We start from the raw sequence: 13,792 nt of genomic DNA on the forward strand, positions 1-13,792 counted from the left end.
AGATGAGCGAACTCAAGGAACTAAATGCGGTGATGATTCATGGCAATGATTTGCCACTCCATTGCCCTACCAAAGATACTCCTTCGTGGAACTATCACCCACGCGTCTTTCTAGATGTTTTAGAAACTGGCGTGGTACGCTGCCCATATTGCGGCACGATATACCGACTCATCCCTGGTACCGAGCCTCACGGCCATTAATAACAGCCCTCCATGGAGGGCTTTTTCTATGCAACGTACCCTCATCATTGCCCCTCAATGGATTGGTGATGCGGTTATGTCGCAGCCTTTACTCGCTGGTCTCAAACAAACAAATGCTTCACAAACGATTGATGTTCTTTGCACGCCTTGGGTTGCTCCTATCTATCGAGCTTGCAAGGAGATTACGAAGGTCATCGAGGTTGATTTTCAGCATGGCATTTTGCAATGGGATCTACGTCGCTCCATTGCTAAGCAAATTAAAGCGAACGCATACAACAGAGCGTTTGTCCTACCCAATAGTTTTAAGTCTGCCTTAATTCCTTGGCTCGCTGGTATCCCAATTCGTATTGGCTATCGGGGCGAACTTCGCTTCGGCTTTATTAATCATGTTCTCGCTAACCCATCACGTCAGGCACGCACACCGATGGTGGAGCATTACGGCCAATTACTAAACATTTCAGAAAACTCATCTCCATCCTTTGACCATACATCACAACCCAAACTTTCTATTGCCGATGAAGGTGTTCAGGAAGTGAAAGCGCGTATCGATGCATTGGACACGAGAACTCTATATGTGTTTGCACCTGGAGCGGAATATGGTCCTGCAAAGCGCTGGCCAAGCTCACACTTTGCCGAGCTGGCGACAAAAATATTAGGTAAGGATACAGATGCCCAGATCGTTATTTTGGGGAGTAAAGCAGACTACTCGCTCGCCCAAGAAATCCAAGACCATACCAAGCCAATAGAGCGGATCCATAATTGGTGTGGAGTGATTAGTCTTGAAGAAGCAATGGCAGTGATTGCACAATGCAAACAAATCATTAGCAACGACTCGGGGCTTATGCACATTGCTGCAGCTCTAGCGATTCCACAAATTGCAATCTTTGGGTCTAGTAATCCTAAGCATACGCCACCCCTATCCAAGCAAGCGAAGGTTGTTTGGCTTGGCTTAGCCTGCAGTCCTTGCTACCAACGAAACTGCCCCTTAGGGCATCTTGATTGTTTAACTAAAATTGAGGCTGAGCAGGTCTACACTATGCTGTAGCTTAACCAGCCAGAGATCCTTATGCCACGTTTTGCCAGACTTTTTCAAAACCCAGACGACGTTGTTGATGCGTGGCGCGAGACCTTGCGCCAAGCCGATGTTGAGGGGGCCTTAGCGCTCTGGCTGGATGATGATTCGATTACCTGTGTGCTACCTGAAGGCAATCGACTCAGTGGACATGCTGAAATCCGCTCGGGTATAGAACGGATGTTGAGTAAACCACTCTATCTAGAACCCATTGCCTGTATTGAACATATCACTATGGGTGCGGCTATCTTTGATTCCACCGAAGCAGTCTATTTTGAGAACAATCAAATTGAAGCAGATTTCTTGATCAATATTACTTTGGTTCTAATGCAAGACGGTAAGGGCTGGCGAATTGCACATTTACATGCCAGCCGCTCACACGATGATGATTTTGAGTTTCCGAACGATCAACACGAACTGCACTAGCTTTTTCTTTTCTCGTTTTGTTCTTCGCGGTATTGATTCTGAAACGCTCGTAAGCGGGCATCAATCACTGAGCCTAAGTAAAAGTCAGTTCCAGCAGCGGCACGTGCAATTTTTAACTGCTCAATAGCAGATGGCCAGGCACCCTCGGTAGCAAACTTTTCAGCAAGAGCGTAATGCCGTAGACCGATCTTTTTATCTTGGTCATAAGCACTTGCTAATAACTCCCACCAAATTGTTTCATTGGGTTGAGCTTTTGTTTTAGCACGAAGAAGTGTGATCGCATCATTCGTTCGACCTAATTTGAGCTCTGCCTTAACCATAGCTACAACTGCAGAAAAAGAATATGGATCAGCTTTAGCAGCATTTTGTGCAAACTGCAAAGCATCTTCTGCCTTTCCTCTCGCCAAGGCCAATTCTGAGGCAGTGTAATCAAAGGATAGGCTTTGACGCTGCACTGGAGAACCTGGTGCGAGTACATTCTGCGCTACAGCGCGCGCCTTTTGTAAAAAACCCTCCGCCTGCTCAAGACGACCCTGTTTCTGGGCAACCAACGCTAAGCCATAAAAGCCCTCCATTTGCTTCTCAGGGGCAGCTTGCTTGGAATAACTCTCAAACACATTGCGTAGGTCAAACAAACCACTTGAGCTATCACTTTGCTCAACCCGCGCCCGCGCTTTAACTAAGTAAAACTCCAAGGTACTGGGAACCCGACTTTGTTGAACTGTGCGAGCACGATCTTGCATATCTGCAATGCGGTCGATCGTTAGTGGATGTGTACGTACGTATGCAGGTACGCCGCTATCCATGACGCCGTAGAATTTTTGCAGGCGCTGAAAAAATGCTGGGGCACCATTTACATCATAACCACTAGCCTGAAGTATCTGAAAACCAATACGATCGGATTCGCGTTCTGCATCGCGTGAGTATGAGAGTTGATTTTGAATCGCCAAGGCTTGACCCCCAGTAATTAATCCAGCAGCAGCACTTGGATTACTTGCGGCAGCCAATGCACCAAGAACAATACCTGCCAAGGCAATAATTGAATTTGTGCCCTGACGCTCTAGAGACCGAGCGATGTGGCGTTGTAAAACGTGTCCGATCTCATGCCCCATCACAGAAGCTACCTCAGAGTCGGTCTCTGCAGTAATTAACAAACCCGTATGAAAGCCAATAAACCCACCAGGTAACGCAAAGGCATTAATCGATGGATCTTTGATTGCAAAAACCTCATAGTCATACGCAGCACTCCCCTGAGCGTTGGCGCCGCCCAATTGCAATCGTTTGGCAGCTTGCATTAAGCGGCGCTCCATTTGATTAAGGTAGTCGTAGATTGGCCAATCATTTGAGAAATCCCGATCACGCCGAATCTCGCGCATGATTTGCTCGCCGATCTTACGCTCATCCAAAGGGCTGAGCGCATCTCCACCCGGATCACCCATATCAGGCAATATAAGTGTGGGTTGAGATTGCAGGGTATTACGGGTTGGTAAATTGGGGGAGCGGGCCTCAGGTGACTGGACGACGCGCCCCAAGTTTTGCTGAGCGGCTGAGTCTTGTTGAACGGAAACTCCGCTCTGTTGGGCAAAAGAGGGAGCACTCAAGATTAAACTTAAGTGAAGTGCCAAAATACGTTTCAATTGCATACCCATCCCTCTATGGTAAAACCTTAGCTATGAACAAACTGACGCACTTTGATTCCAGTGGACAAGCCCACATGGTAAACGTTGGCGATAAAGCCTCCACCCACCGAATAGCCATTGCTAGTGGTTGCATTCAAATGCATCCTACCACCTATGAGCTTATTCAGGCAGGCGGTCATAAAAAAGGGGATGTCCTTGGAATAGCCCGAATTGCAGGCATTCAGGCCTCCAAGAAGACCTCCGATTTGATCCCCCTCTGCCACCCTCTTGCCCTAACGCATGTCAGCGTAGAATTTGAGTCCACGCCTACAACCAACATCATTCGATGCACAGTGAGGGCAGAAACAACTGGGCAGACCGGCGTAGAAATGGAAGCCCTCACAGCAGTCCAAGTTGCTCTCCTCACAATCTACGATATGTGCAAAGCAGTCGATCGTGGCATGGTCATGAGTGATATTAAATTACTAGAAAAGAGCGGTGGTAAATCTGGAGAGTGGAAGGCGAGTAAGTAACCAAAAGTATATATAGCAATAACAGGGGCAATAAAAAATTTTGGCGCAATCCTGACCTACCAAGAAATAGGTAAATAGTAACTTTTTGAAACCAAGGCTACAAGAAGCAAACCCGCATTACCCACAAAGGGCAACAAGTAATTTTAAGCACTTACTAACTAAATAATAGAGATATGATCTGGCTCTAAACCAGCTTGATATCGGTCATACATCTGGATATAGGCTGCTTCAAGATTTTTAGTAAAAAGCGGTGTATCAAATAAGGGGGTAGTCAAGCGATTGTTAGCCAGCTTCAATTTAATCTTTGCAAGTTTCTGAGGATTCGTGGCTAACTCAATTGCTAAGGCTTCATACTGCTCTTGATTCGTTGTAATGAGCTCAGGTAAGTCAATCGCATTCAAAAGACTCGCTGCTACCCGACTGGCGAACGACTGACCCATGAGCGTTAATACTGGTAGTCCAGTCCATAGGGCATCACTAGCAGTTGTTCCAGCGTTATACGGAAAAGTATCTAAAAATAAATCGCAAACTTGATAGCGAGTCAGATATTCACTATAAGAAATATGCTCACCAAAGACTAATCTAGAACAATCAACACCTCTGACTCTTGCTTCCTTTATAAGATTAGCTTTTGACCACTTACTATCAGCATAAAGAAAAAGTATACTACCATCCACCGCCTTCAAAATATGCATCCAGCTATCAAAGGTAGCGGGCAAAAACTTGTAGTTATTATTAAAGCAGCAAAAAATAATTCCCGCGCTGGGAAGCCCAAATCCTGTACGTGTAAATTTCTTATCGGAGATAGCACGTTTTCGATCATTTGCTTGGTAGTTTGGCAGACGTACAATTTTTTCTGCATAGAAATGGTCAAACCCACTAGGAATTATGGTTTTATCTGCTACCAAATAATCGTAATACTCAGCGCCTATTGTTCCTAAATACCCAATATAACTTAACTGAATAGGGGCCGCTCTACAAGCAAAAATACCTACTCGAGCGCTATCGGTATGCCCACCTAAATCAACTGCAATATCAATTTCTAAGTGTCTCGAAAGTTGGGCAATTTGCTGATCAGACTTTGTTTTTACATCTATAAATAGATCGAAAGCCTGTTCTAAGCGTGAACGCAGTAGAGTTTGACTGTCGACACCAAAAGAAAAGGCAACAATTTCAAATCTATTTTTATCGTGTAGCTCAAATAGTTCTGCGGTTAAGAATGCAACAGGATGCTCTCTAAAATCGCCAGAAAAATATCCAACTCGGATTTTCTCTTTTTGGGAGTATTTATGGTTTAGACCTAAAATATCGTTATGTGGATATTTGGATAAAGTATAAATTTCAGCAGCTTTTTTATGAAATAAAGTATTATCAGTAAAACCAAGGGCAGGAAATGGTCTTAAAACTCTTTTATTGGTCATTACGCTATTAGAAAGCTCATCAAAATCATCATTAAAATGCGACCAATCACATATTTTCATTTTAGTATGGAGTAAATCACCAAAGACCCATTCAATATCATTCTTTAAAGTGAGTGCCTTATCGAAGCAAGAAATTACCTCGTCGTAGCGTTTAAGCGCATTTAGTGTGACTCCTTTGTTATACCAACCCTCTGCATAATTCGGCTTTAAACTTAAAGCCTTATCGTGGTTTGTAATTGCTTCATCATAGCGTTTGGTTTCATATAAGGCATTTCCTTTGTTCGACCAACCCTCGGCAAAGTCGGGCTTTAGACTTAAAGCATTAGTAAAGTGTTCAATTGCCTCATCATATTGTTTGATTTCATATAGAGTATTTCCTTTATTTGACCAGATTTCTGCAAAGTCAGGCTTTAGACTTATGGCTATATCGAAGTGTGTAATTGCCTCTGCATAACGCTGAATTTGATGCAATGCAATGCCCTTATTGATCAGCGCCTCAACATAATCTGGTGTCAGTTTTAGTGCCTCATCAAAACAATCCAAGGCTTGTAAATATTGACTTAAATCTAATAACGTTTTTCCATAACTAAGCCAAGCTCTTGGATTTTTTGGAGCTAGTTCTACTGCTTTTTTGTGATGAGGTATCGAATCCCAAAGATTGCCTAAGTCATGCAAACTTTTAGCTAAGTTATATTGAATAGCAGCATCATTTGGTTGAATGCTTGTAGCTTTCTTTAAATAATCAGATGCTTCTTTATAATTTGCTTGTGTAACTCTAATTAATCCGAAAATACTCAATGCAGAGTAGTTTTTTGGATCTACCTTCAAGATCTTTTTTATAATCGATTCAGCCCGCTCGAAATTACCAGTCTCAAAAGCCTGTATTGCTTGGGAAAGCATAATTTGTAGTTGAGGATTCATAATTTATATTCTAAATATATATGTAGAGCTTTAGCAAAAATCCAACTGTTACCACCACTTTAAAAAATATTAAATTATTTAAGATAAATACTGGGCATAGATAGGCTGGATGGTGAGAATGCGGCAGGTGAGTCAGCTTCTAGAAAATCATAAAGGGCACCTGTCTTTAGTTATTATATTCATGAGACCTCACTAGCCAATCTACCATGAATATATTTTGCAATTATGAGGCTCTTGTTGTCTTTTTCTTGCCTTTTTTCCATTTTTTTATTTATTAATTAATTAATTTGACGGTGTTTGGTTTTATGATCTTTTAGTTTTTCTTTTTTAGCGGGTTTTCTCTCCGCAGTCCAAGTTGCTCCCCTCACAATCTACGATATGTGCAAAGCGGTAGGCCGTGGCATGGTGATGGGGCATGTCAAGCCCTTTGAGAAGAGTGGCGGTAAGTCTGGAGAGTGGAAGGCGAGTTAATTAAAAGCTCGCCTTCCCTACCTTATTTACCAGCCCTGCATTCTGCAGGAAGCAATTTTGCTGAAAGACTGGTTTGCTCCGAACGACACGACCAACCCCCAGACCAGCTTGTAACACCACTTTGTGATAAGTCTATTGCCCGTGGAGATGCAACGTCCGGTTCATTGGTGGGGATCAATATCAAACTATTTTTACCATCTGGGGCAACAGTAGTTTGGTAATCAATAGCAATCGCCCCGTTTGCAAGGATCTCAATCTCTTTGACACTGCGTGTTGCCGTAAATGAGAAAGCCTCTTGAGTCGCTCGATCCATCGGTGAAGGGCCCTTAGTCGCGTAGGCTTCGGCTACTGCTAATTTGGCACTAGAAGCTAAATTTAAGCCCTCAACCACTCTGCCACGGGCTATGTAATCCTGATACTGAGGCACTGCAACCGCAACCAAGATACCAATGATGGCAACGACTACCATCACTTCAATTAAAGTAAAACCTTTTTGATTTATATCTTTATTATTTTTAAGCATAAAAATCCCCTCCTTAATGAGCCTCTATCATCAGATAAAAACTCATTACAGAGGGGTGGTTTGTTGTAATTAGTATCTGATTTTGCTGTCAGTCAATTAAGTGCTAACTTTTTTACTGCTACGCTTCACCAATTCACCAACAGCCATCACTCCAATCGCACCAGCAATACCAGCAATGGTGGCGTAATCCGCCAAGCCTTCACCAAATTGCTTAATAAGCGCAGGGTCGGTCATCATCATGCCACCCGCAATCCAACCCAAGAGACCCGCACCAGCAGTCACAATGAGTGGGAAACGATCGATAAGGTATAGAACAACCTTGCTACCAGCAACAATAATGGGAACCGAGACGATCAAACCAAAGATCACATAGCCCACTTGATGGGCTGCATTATCAACTTGACCCGCTGCACCTGCAATTGCAAGTACGTTGTCTAGACTCATTACGATATCCGCAATGATGATAGTTTTAATAGCAGCAAAGAGTTTGTCTGGTGCATCAAGATTGTGCTCTTCTTCATCGTGCTGCACCATGAGTTTGTAGCCAATCCATAACAGTAATGCGCCACCAACTAATTTCAAGAACGGTATTTGTAATAAAGTGACTGCAAAAGCAACTAGGATGACGCGTAAGATAATCGCGCCGGCAGTTCCCCAAATAATGCCCTTCTTTCTTTGATTGGGATGCAAGTTGCGGCAGGCTAGCGCAATCACTACGGCATTATCGCCGCCCAAAAGAAGATCAATGATGATGATTTGGATCACCACAGACCAGTCAATCATTGCTAAAAATTCCATGTCTTCCTCTATTTGTTATTGATATTGACCCAAAACACTTTTATATAGAACAATGCCTGCCATTAAAACTGAATTCTTAAATTAAATCATTGCTTTAAGTAAACTCGCCATCTCAGAGGGGTTTTTAGTGACCTTAAATCCACACTCCTCCATGACCGCTAGTTTTGCGTCTGCCGTATCAGCGCCACCTGAAATCAATGCCCCTGCATGACCCATACGCTTTCCTGGAGGTGCGGTTACCCCTGCAATAAAGCCTATGATGGGTTTTTTCATATTAGCCTTGCACCAGCGTGCAGCTTCGACCTCATCGGGTCCGCCAATCTCACCAATCATGATGACCGCATCTGTATCAGGGTCATCATTAAACATTCTCATTACGTCAATGTGCTTAAGACCATTGATGGGATCACCACCAATTCCTACAGCGGTTGATTGACCCAAACCAATTGCAGAAAGTTGGCCTACGGCTTCATAGGTCAAGGTGCCTGAGCGACTGACAACGCCAATGCGGCCTTTACGATGAATATGGCCTGGCATGATCCCAATCTTAATTTCATCGGGGGTAATAAGTCCTGGGCAGTTTGGGCCCAGTAATAAAGTCTTCTTGCCACCCTTGGCTTCCTTTTGCTGCATCTTATTACGCACTTCCAACATATCGCGAACAGGAATACCCTCGGTTATACAAATCACAAAATCTAAGTCGGCTTCAACTGCTTCCCAAATTGCTGCGGCAGCTCCTGGGGGTGGTACGTAGATAACGGATACCGTTGCACCTGTTTCTTTAGCGGCTTCTTTTACTGTGCCAAAAATTGAGATTCCAAAAACAGACTCGCCTGCTTTTTTGGGATTAACGCCAGCAACAAAACAATTTTTGCCATTCGCATACTCTTGGCATTTCTCAGTATGGAACTGTCCGGTCTTCCCCGTAATGCCTTGGGTAATGACTTTCGTATTTTTATTAATCAAGATCGACATAATGTATTCCTCTAATTGGGTGTGATGGCTTATTTACCTTGGGTTGCAGCAACTACTTTTGTAGCTGCTTCGGCCATAGAGTCGGCGCTGATGATTGGCAATCCAGAGTCCGCCAAAATCTTTTTGCCTAACTCCTCATTAGTTCCCTTCATTCGCACGACCAAAGGTACCGATAGGTTTACTGCTTTACATGCAGTCACTACACCTTCTGCAATCACATCACAACGCATAATGCCGCCAAAGATGTTTACGAGGATAGCCTTGACGCTCTTATTTTTGAGCATGATCTTAAATGCCTCGGTTACCTTCTCCGCAGTAGCACCGCCACCAACATCTAAGAAATTTGCAGGCTGACCACCAAACAATTTAATGGTATCCATTGTTGCCATTGCTAAACCAGCGCCATTGACCAAACAACCAATATTGCCATCTAAGGAGATGTAAGCTAGATCAAATTTTGATGCCTCAATCTCCGCAGGATCTTCCTCGTCTTCATCACGGTAGGTAACGATCTCAGGATGGCGATACAGCGCATTCGAGTCAAAGTTAAATTTGGCATCAAGTGCTTTGATATTGCCATTACCTTCTAAGATGAGGGGATTGATCTCGACAAGAGATGCGTCGGTATCCCAGTAAGTTTTATAAAGATTCTTGAACACCTCACGAGCCTTACCTTGGGATGCCTCAGGAACACCAATCCCTTTACTTAACTGATCGCACTGTGCATCACTTAAACCAATTAGTGGATCCACAAATACTTTAATAATCTTTTCAGGGGTTTTTGCAGCAACCTCTTCAATATCCATGCCGCCTTCGCTAGAAGCCATCAGCACCACTTTTTGGGTACCGCGATCGGTCAAGATTCCAAGGTAATACTCTTTTTTAATATCAGCACCATCCTCAATTAAGAGCCGACGAACCTTTTGTCCTTCGGGTCCCGTTTGATGGGTCTTTAATTGCATTCCCAAGATTGAAGAGGCGTAGCTTTTTACCTCTTCCATACTTCTGGCTAACTTCACGCCGCCGCCCTTACCGCGACCACCTGCATGAATTTGGGCTTTGACAACCCAGACAGGGCCGCCCAATTTCTCAGCCGCCTTTAGGGCTTCATCGACGCTAAACGCCGGAATACCATTTGGCACAGGTACATTAAATTGGCGCAGAATTTCCTTGCCTTGGTACTCATGAATCTTCATAACAGCTCCTGGAAATGATTAGTTTTCAACGCCAGCGTGAAAGCTATTTTCCCTGATGAAGCTTTTAGGGCTATTGACCCAAATCAAGGCAAAACGGGGCTTAGAACGCCTGCAAAAGACCCATAAGTCTAACATTTTCAAGCCTTAATTCGGCTAAATGGATGCTTTGCGTCCGCCAATCACCTTGGCCACAAGGTCAGGGCTAAATCCCTTAGAAATAAGAAAGCGGTACTGACGCGCCCGCTCCGTTTGTTCAATCGCAATTTGACCAAATTTACGGGTCCATAAGGACTTGGCGCGGTCGTATTCAGACTCTTTGAGCTCGCCCGTTAATTGGGTAATAAGGCCCGCCTCAACCCCTGCTCTTTGCAGCTCATCTGCGACGCGTCGAATCCCATAGCGCTCACTTCGACGACGCACTAAAGCTTGCGCAAAACGCTCGTCACTTAGCCATCCCCTTGCTTCAAAGTCAGTCAACACTGCTTCAATTTGTAGCTCTAAGTCGATGGGTGGCTCTTCTATATTCTGCTGTGTTAGCTGCAGTAATTTACTCGCTAGCTCCTTGCGACTGTATTCACGTCGAGATAAAAGACGCAAAGCCCGAGCTTTGAGACTCGGGCTTTGTTTAGACGATTTACTTGGAGCCTGCATTAAGCGTCCGCAGATTCCATCTCCTCATCATCGAGTGTTTCGCTAATCAAGGAGCCACCGTTTTTAACACCCAACTTCTCACGGATCTTTGCCTCAATCTCTTTAGCCATCTCAGGGTTTTCTTTCAAAAACTCACGGGCATTATCTTTACCTTGCCCAATGCGCTCTCCGCCATAGCTATACCAAGCACCCGACTTCTCGACGATATCGGCTTCTACGCCCATATCAATGATTTCACCCTCACGTGAAATTCCTTGGCCATACATGATGTCAAAAATGGCTTCGCGGAATGGTGGCGATACTTTGTTCTTCGCCACTTTCACGCGTGTTTCGTTGCCAACGACTTCATCGCCCTTCTTAATACTGCCAATGCGGCGGATATCCAATCGCATCGTGGCGTAGAACTTCAGGGCATTACCGCCAGTAGTTGTTTCTGGAGACCCAAACATCACGCCAATCTTCATCCGAATTTGATTGATGAAGATCACCATAGAATTGGTTCGCTTAATCGTACCGGTTAATTTACGTAGAGCCTGACTCATTAAGCGAGCTTGCAAGCCTGGCAATGAGTCGCCCATATCACCTTCAATCTCTGCCCTCGGTACTAATGCAGCCACTGAGTCAATCACAATGAGATCAATTGAGCCAGAGCGAACTAACGCATCAGCAATTTCCAATGCTTGTTCACCCGTATCTGGTTGGGAGATTAATAAATTATTGACATCGACGCCGAGTTTGGCTGCATATTGCACATCCAATGCATGCTCTGCATCGATGAACGCACAAGTGCCACCCAGTTTTTGCATCTCTGCAACTGCATGCAAAGTGAGCGTCGTTTTACCGGATGATTCTGGTCCGTAGATTTCAATCACTCGTCCGCGTGCCAGGCCGCCAACACCTAATGCAATATCTAAACCGAGAGAACCGCTCGATACCACCTGTATGTCCTGATTGATCTCTGCATCACCCAGACGCATGATCGAGCCTTTACCAAATTGTTTTTCAATTTGCGCTAAGGCAGCCGTTAATGCTTTTTGCTTGTCTCCACTCATTCCTTCAAATTCGGATGAGGCTGATTTTTTCTTGTCGTTCATGGCTGTCCTTTTCTATTCTGTACGGTGTTTTGCTGTATTTAGGTCTGTTAATCGTTACTGTATGTTTACTGTATATAAAAACAGTACTATTTGCAAGCCCCTCTAGAACATTTCAGCATCAGTATCTACATATTAATTTGTAAGTAAGCACCTATAAACTTATAAGTATTTGATTTATATAGATATTAATGATCTTTTTGGCTGAAATAGAAAAGTAATGGCATTGCACACGCCCAAGCAAGTGCAAGGTAGATAAGGCCAAAGACCTGTATATCCGAGTTTGGCCACTGAGCCGCACCTAGGCGGACCCCCGCCTCGTAGCAAAGTGGGCCAGCTATCGCCCCTAATACGGCTGACAAGGCCCATTTACCCTGTAACCAAGACATCGATTCTTTGAGGGTGGTGGCAAAAACCAACCAAAGAGCCCACATCCAAATTGGTGATATCCCAATCCAGGGCAAAGGAGACTCAAACTGTATCCAACCCAATTGAAGCAATAGGGTATCCACGACTAAACCATAGATTAGAGCCTTGAGTAAAAATTTGTGTTCAGATACCGCATTGGCGTGAAGCCAAAGATAAATACCAATACAAACTGCAGAAACACCAATCGCAATCCAAATCTGCTGATGCGCTGCCCCCAAGATGCAAGCAAACCAGGCGGCTTGGAATAAAACAAAATTCCAAATCTTGCGCCACACCTCTCTAGAAATTACTAAGGTCACGATGCCAGTCTCTAGCGCTTATAAAAAGCCAAGGTCACTTCGCCAAGGTAGATTCCAAACTTAGTCATCGCTGCCTTATTAAGCATGACCTTATCGTCCATCAGATACATCCAATCATTGAACTGGACGTGATAGATTGTGCCGTCGACCGGCAGAGCGAGGGTATATCTCCAATTGAGTGCATTCCCTGCCATTTCGCCGACTGCCTCGCCAATCACATCGCTGGCAGTTCCAGAATATTTCCCTGGAGCAAGTTCAGTTAAGGTCCAAATACGTTTTTGCTTTGTCCCATCCGAATAGGTAAAGTCTTCATCCAACACACCAACACGCTTACCATCTTTGGTTTCCCACTTCGCCTTGATCACCACCTTAAAACGTTTCACCACCTCACCACTGCGGTTTGTAAAGATCCCGTAGGCATCGATATCGCCGTTAAAGTACGTGGCCAAATCGAGCTGGGGCTTTTCCTTGGCATACATCTGCACCGTTGGGCCAGAACACGATGCCACACCCAATACCATCACACATACTACAAAGATGTTTTTAAGCCGGCTCAAGAGATTCATGATGATTAACACCTAAGAGAAAAAATTGTTAAGGATTCGGGCAATTTGCGGCAATTAATGCGGGCGGGCATCGAGTGGCAATCAGTGCTGAGCGTAATTTAGGGGCGCTGGTTCGCTCATCAAGCCAGATCCCAAAAAAAGCTTTCGCAAAGGCATCCCCAGAAATATCTCCAACCACTTTGCCATTGTGTAAGAACATCGTTCCCTTATCGGGAAGATGAAGACCAATCAAGGTATCCCCCGAAGCAATATCCGGAAATATCTTTTCTAAACCTTGCAACCAAATCGTGCGTTGCTTCTCAGAAACACCCTGGCGACTCATCTCATCAATGGTGCGCTTGGCAAGATCATTTCCTTTAAACGAACGAATATATTGAATCTCTAAGGCAAAGCCATTTTGCCCCTTGGGGTCGGCCACATAATAGCGTGCATCGTAGACATCAAAACCCCAAAAAGTCAGACGCCCCTGACCTTGAAGCGTGGCGGTCTCCAAGTAGCCGTATACCGGCGACTTCCCTGCGGCAGGCGAATTCGCCCAGCCCATAGGACTTAAGCTAATCAGTAAAGACAACACGAGTGCGTGGCTTGATTTCATGCTCTT

The 13,792-nt window shown here is 44.5% G+C and carries 15 protein-coding genes and 1 pseudogene; 5 read left to right on the plus strand and 11 right to left on the minus strand.

Features of this window, described 5'->3' with window-relative positions:
- The first annotated feature begins 2 nt into the window (after positions 1-2).
- The 3 genes from NKE59_RS08425 to NKE59_RS08435 are packed head-to-tail and all read left to right on the plus strand — an operon-like array spanning position 3 to position 1,698.
- Positions 3-200, plus strand: coding sequence for a zinc-finger domain-containing protein (locus tag NKE59_RS08425; RefSeq protein ID WP_353438528.1), 198 nt, complete (start codon positions 3-5; stop codon positions 198-200).
- 28 nt (positions 201-228) lie between these two features.
- A complete protein-coding gene (gene waaF, locus NKE59_RS08430) occupies positions 229-1,245 on the plus strand; it encodes a lipopolysaccharide heptosyltransferase II (RefSeq protein WP_353438529.1) in 1,017 nt (338 codons plus the stop codon).
- Between the two features lie 21 nt (positions 1,246-1,266).
- Entirely contained in the window at positions 1,267-1,698 is a 432-nt protein-coding gene (locus NKE59_RS08435; RefSeq protein ID WP_353438530.1) for a nuclear transport factor 2 family protein, read from the plus strand.
- On the opposite strand, the gene NKE59_RS08440 is transcribed toward NKE59_RS08435, so the two are convergent.
- Positions 1,695-3,341, minus strand: coding sequence for a M48 family metalloprotease (locus NKE59_RS08440; protein WP_353438531.1), 1,647 nt, complete (start codon positions 3,339-3,341; stop codon positions 1,695-1,697). The genes NKE59_RS08435 and NKE59_RS08440 overlap by 4 nt on opposite strands.
- Positions 3,342-3,370: 29 nt before the next feature.
- On the opposite strand from NKE59_RS08440, the gene moaC reads away from it, so the two are divergent.
- Entirely contained in the window at positions 3,371-3,850 is a 480-nt protein-coding gene (gene moaC / locus NKE59_RS08445) for a cyclic pyranopterin monophosphate synthase MoaC (protein ID WP_353438532.1), read from the plus strand.
- 158 nt (positions 3,851-4,008) lie between these two features.
- Here the strand turns inward: moaC and NKE59_RS08450 are convergent, their stop codons facing one another.
- Positions 4,009-6,192, minus strand: coding sequence for a tetratricopeptide repeat protein (locus tag NKE59_RS08450; RefSeq protein WP_353438533.1), 2,184 nt, complete (start codon positions 6,190-6,192; stop codon positions 4,009-4,011).
- 339 nt (positions 6,193-6,531) lie between these two features.
- Between NKE59_RS08450 and NKE59_RS08455 the strand changes: the two are divergent.
- Positions 6,532-6,663, plus strand: a pseudogene (locus tag NKE59_RS08455) (cyclic pyranopterin monophosphate synthase MoaC); the annotation flags it as partial.
- 22 nt (positions 6,664-6,685) lie between these two features.
- Here NKE59_RS08455 and NKE59_RS08460 read toward each other — a convergent pair.
- The 9 genes from NKE59_RS08460 to NKE59_RS08500 all read right to left on the minus strand — a co-directional run bounded on the left by NKE59_RS08460 (position 6,686) and on the right by NKE59_RS08500 (position 13,786).
- Positions 6,686-7,186: a pilin gene (locus NKE59_RS08460; RefSeq protein WP_353438534.1), complete on the minus strand. Its 501-nt coding sequence runs from the start codon at positions 7,184-7,186 to the stop codon at positions 6,686-6,688.
- A 96-nt stretch (positions 7,187-7,282) separates the two neighbouring features.
- Complete coding sequence (locus NKE59_RS08465; protein ID WP_353438535.1) at positions 7,283-7,984, minus strand: TerC family protein; 702 nt, start codon at positions 7,982-7,984, stop codon at positions 7,283-7,285.
- A gap of 81 nt (positions 7,985-8,065) precedes the next feature.
- The gene (gene sucD, locus NKE59_RS08470; protein WP_353438536.1) at positions 8,066-8,959 is read right to left on the minus strand and encodes a succinate--CoA ligase subunit alpha; all 894 of its coding nucleotides are present in this window, start codon (positions 8,957-8,959) and stop codon (positions 8,066-8,068) included.
- Positions 8,960-8,988: 29 nt separating this feature from the next.
- Complete coding sequence (gene sucC, locus NKE59_RS08475) at positions 8,989-10,155, minus strand: ADP-forming succinate--CoA ligase subunit beta (RefSeq protein WP_353438538.1); 1,167 nt, start codon at positions 10,153-10,155, stop codon at positions 8,989-8,991.
- Between the two features lie 153 nt (positions 10,156-10,308).
- Entirely contained in the window at positions 10,309-10,806 is a 498-nt protein-coding gene (gene recX, locus NKE59_RS08480; protein WP_353438539.1) for a recombination regulator RecX, read from the minus strand.
- On the minus strand, positions 10,806-11,900 hold the full coding sequence (recA, locus tag NKE59_RS08485; RefSeq protein ID WP_353438541.1) for a recombinase RecA: 1,095 nt from the start codon (positions 11,898-11,900) through the stop codon (positions 10,806-10,808). Before recA ends, recX begins: the two co-directional genes overlap by 1 nt.
- A gap of 185 nt (positions 11,901-12,085) precedes the next feature.
- Positions 12,086-12,625 carry a DUF2878 domain-containing protein gene (locus NKE59_RS08490; RefSeq protein WP_353438542.1) on the minus strand — a complete coding sequence of 180 codons (540 nt, stop codon included), beginning with the start codon at positions 12,623-12,625 and terminating at the stop codon, positions 12,086-12,088.
- 11 nt (positions 12,626-12,636) lie between these two features.
- Positions 12,637-13,191, minus strand: coding sequence for a DUF3833 domain-containing protein (locus NKE59_RS08495; protein WP_353438543.1), 555 nt, complete (start codon positions 13,189-13,191; stop codon positions 12,637-12,639).
- A gap of 28 nt (positions 13,192-13,219) precedes the next feature.
- Positions 13,220-13,786, minus strand: coding sequence for a chalcone isomerase family protein (locus NKE59_RS08500; RefSeq protein WP_353438544.1), 567 nt, complete (start codon positions 13,784-13,786; stop codon positions 13,220-13,222).
- Positions 13,787-13,792: the final 6 nt, after the last annotated feature.

Origin of the sequence: Polynucleobacter sp. UK-FUSCHL-C3 (assembly GCF_040409815.1) — a bacterium.
Classification (GTDB): Bacteria; Pseudomonadota; Gammaproteobacteria; order Burkholderiales; family Burkholderiaceae; genus Polynucleobacter.

Bases quoted from the DNA above. Each gene is read 5' to 3' on its own strand.
- recX (WP_353438539.1), bottom strand. From the start codon at position 10,806: ATGCAGGCTCCAAGTAAATCGTCTAAACAAAGCCCGAGTCTCAAAGCT.
- NKE59_RS08465 (WP_353438535.1), bottom strand. From the start codon at position 7,984: ATGGAATTTTTAGCAATGATTGACTGGTCTGTGGTGATCCAAATCATC.
- NKE59_RS08450 (WP_353438533.1), bottom strand. From the start codon at position 6,192: ATGAATCCTCAACTACAAATTATGCTTTCCCAAGCAATACAGGCTTTT.
- NKE59_RS08500 (WP_353438544.1), bottom strand. From the start codon at position 13,786: ATGAAATCAAGCCACGCACTCGTGTTGTCTTTACTGATTAGCTTAAGT.
- moaC (WP_353438532.1), top strand. From the start codon at position 3,371: ATGAACAAACTGACGCACTTTGATTCCAGTGGACAAGCCCACATGGTA.
- NKE59_RS08435 (WP_353438530.1), top strand. From the start codon at position 1,267: ATGCCACGTTTTGCCAGACTTTTTCAAAACCCAGACGACGTTGTTGAT.
- waaF (WP_353438529.1), top strand. From the start codon at position 229: ATGCAACGTACCCTCATCATTGCCCCTCAATGGATTGGTGATGCGGTT.
- recA (WP_353438541.1), bottom strand. From the start codon at position 11,900: ATGAACGACAAGAAAAAATCAGCCTCATCCGAATTTGAAGGAATGAGT.
- NKE59_RS08440 (WP_353438531.1), bottom strand. From the start codon at position 3,341: ATGCAATTGAAACGTATTTTGGCACTTCACTTAAGTTTAATCTTGAGT.
- NKE59_RS08425 (WP_353438528.1), top strand. From the start codon at position 3: ATGAGCGAACTCAAGGAACTAAATGCGGTGATGATTCATGGCAATGAT.
- sucC (WP_353438538.1), bottom strand. From the start codon at position 10,155: ATGAAGATTCATGAGTACCAAGGCAAGGAAATTCTGCGCCAATTTAAT.
- sucD (WP_353438536.1), bottom strand. From the start codon at position 8,959: ATGTCGATCTTGATTAATAAAAATACGAAAGTCATTACCCAAGGCATT.
- NKE59_RS08495 (WP_353438543.1), bottom strand. From the start codon at position 13,191: ATGAATCTCTTGAGCCGGCTTAAAAACATCTTTGTAGTATGTGTGATG.
- NKE59_RS08460 (WP_353438534.1), bottom strand. From the start codon at position 7,186: ATGCTTAAAAATAATAAAGATATAAATCAAAAAGGTTTTACTTTAATT.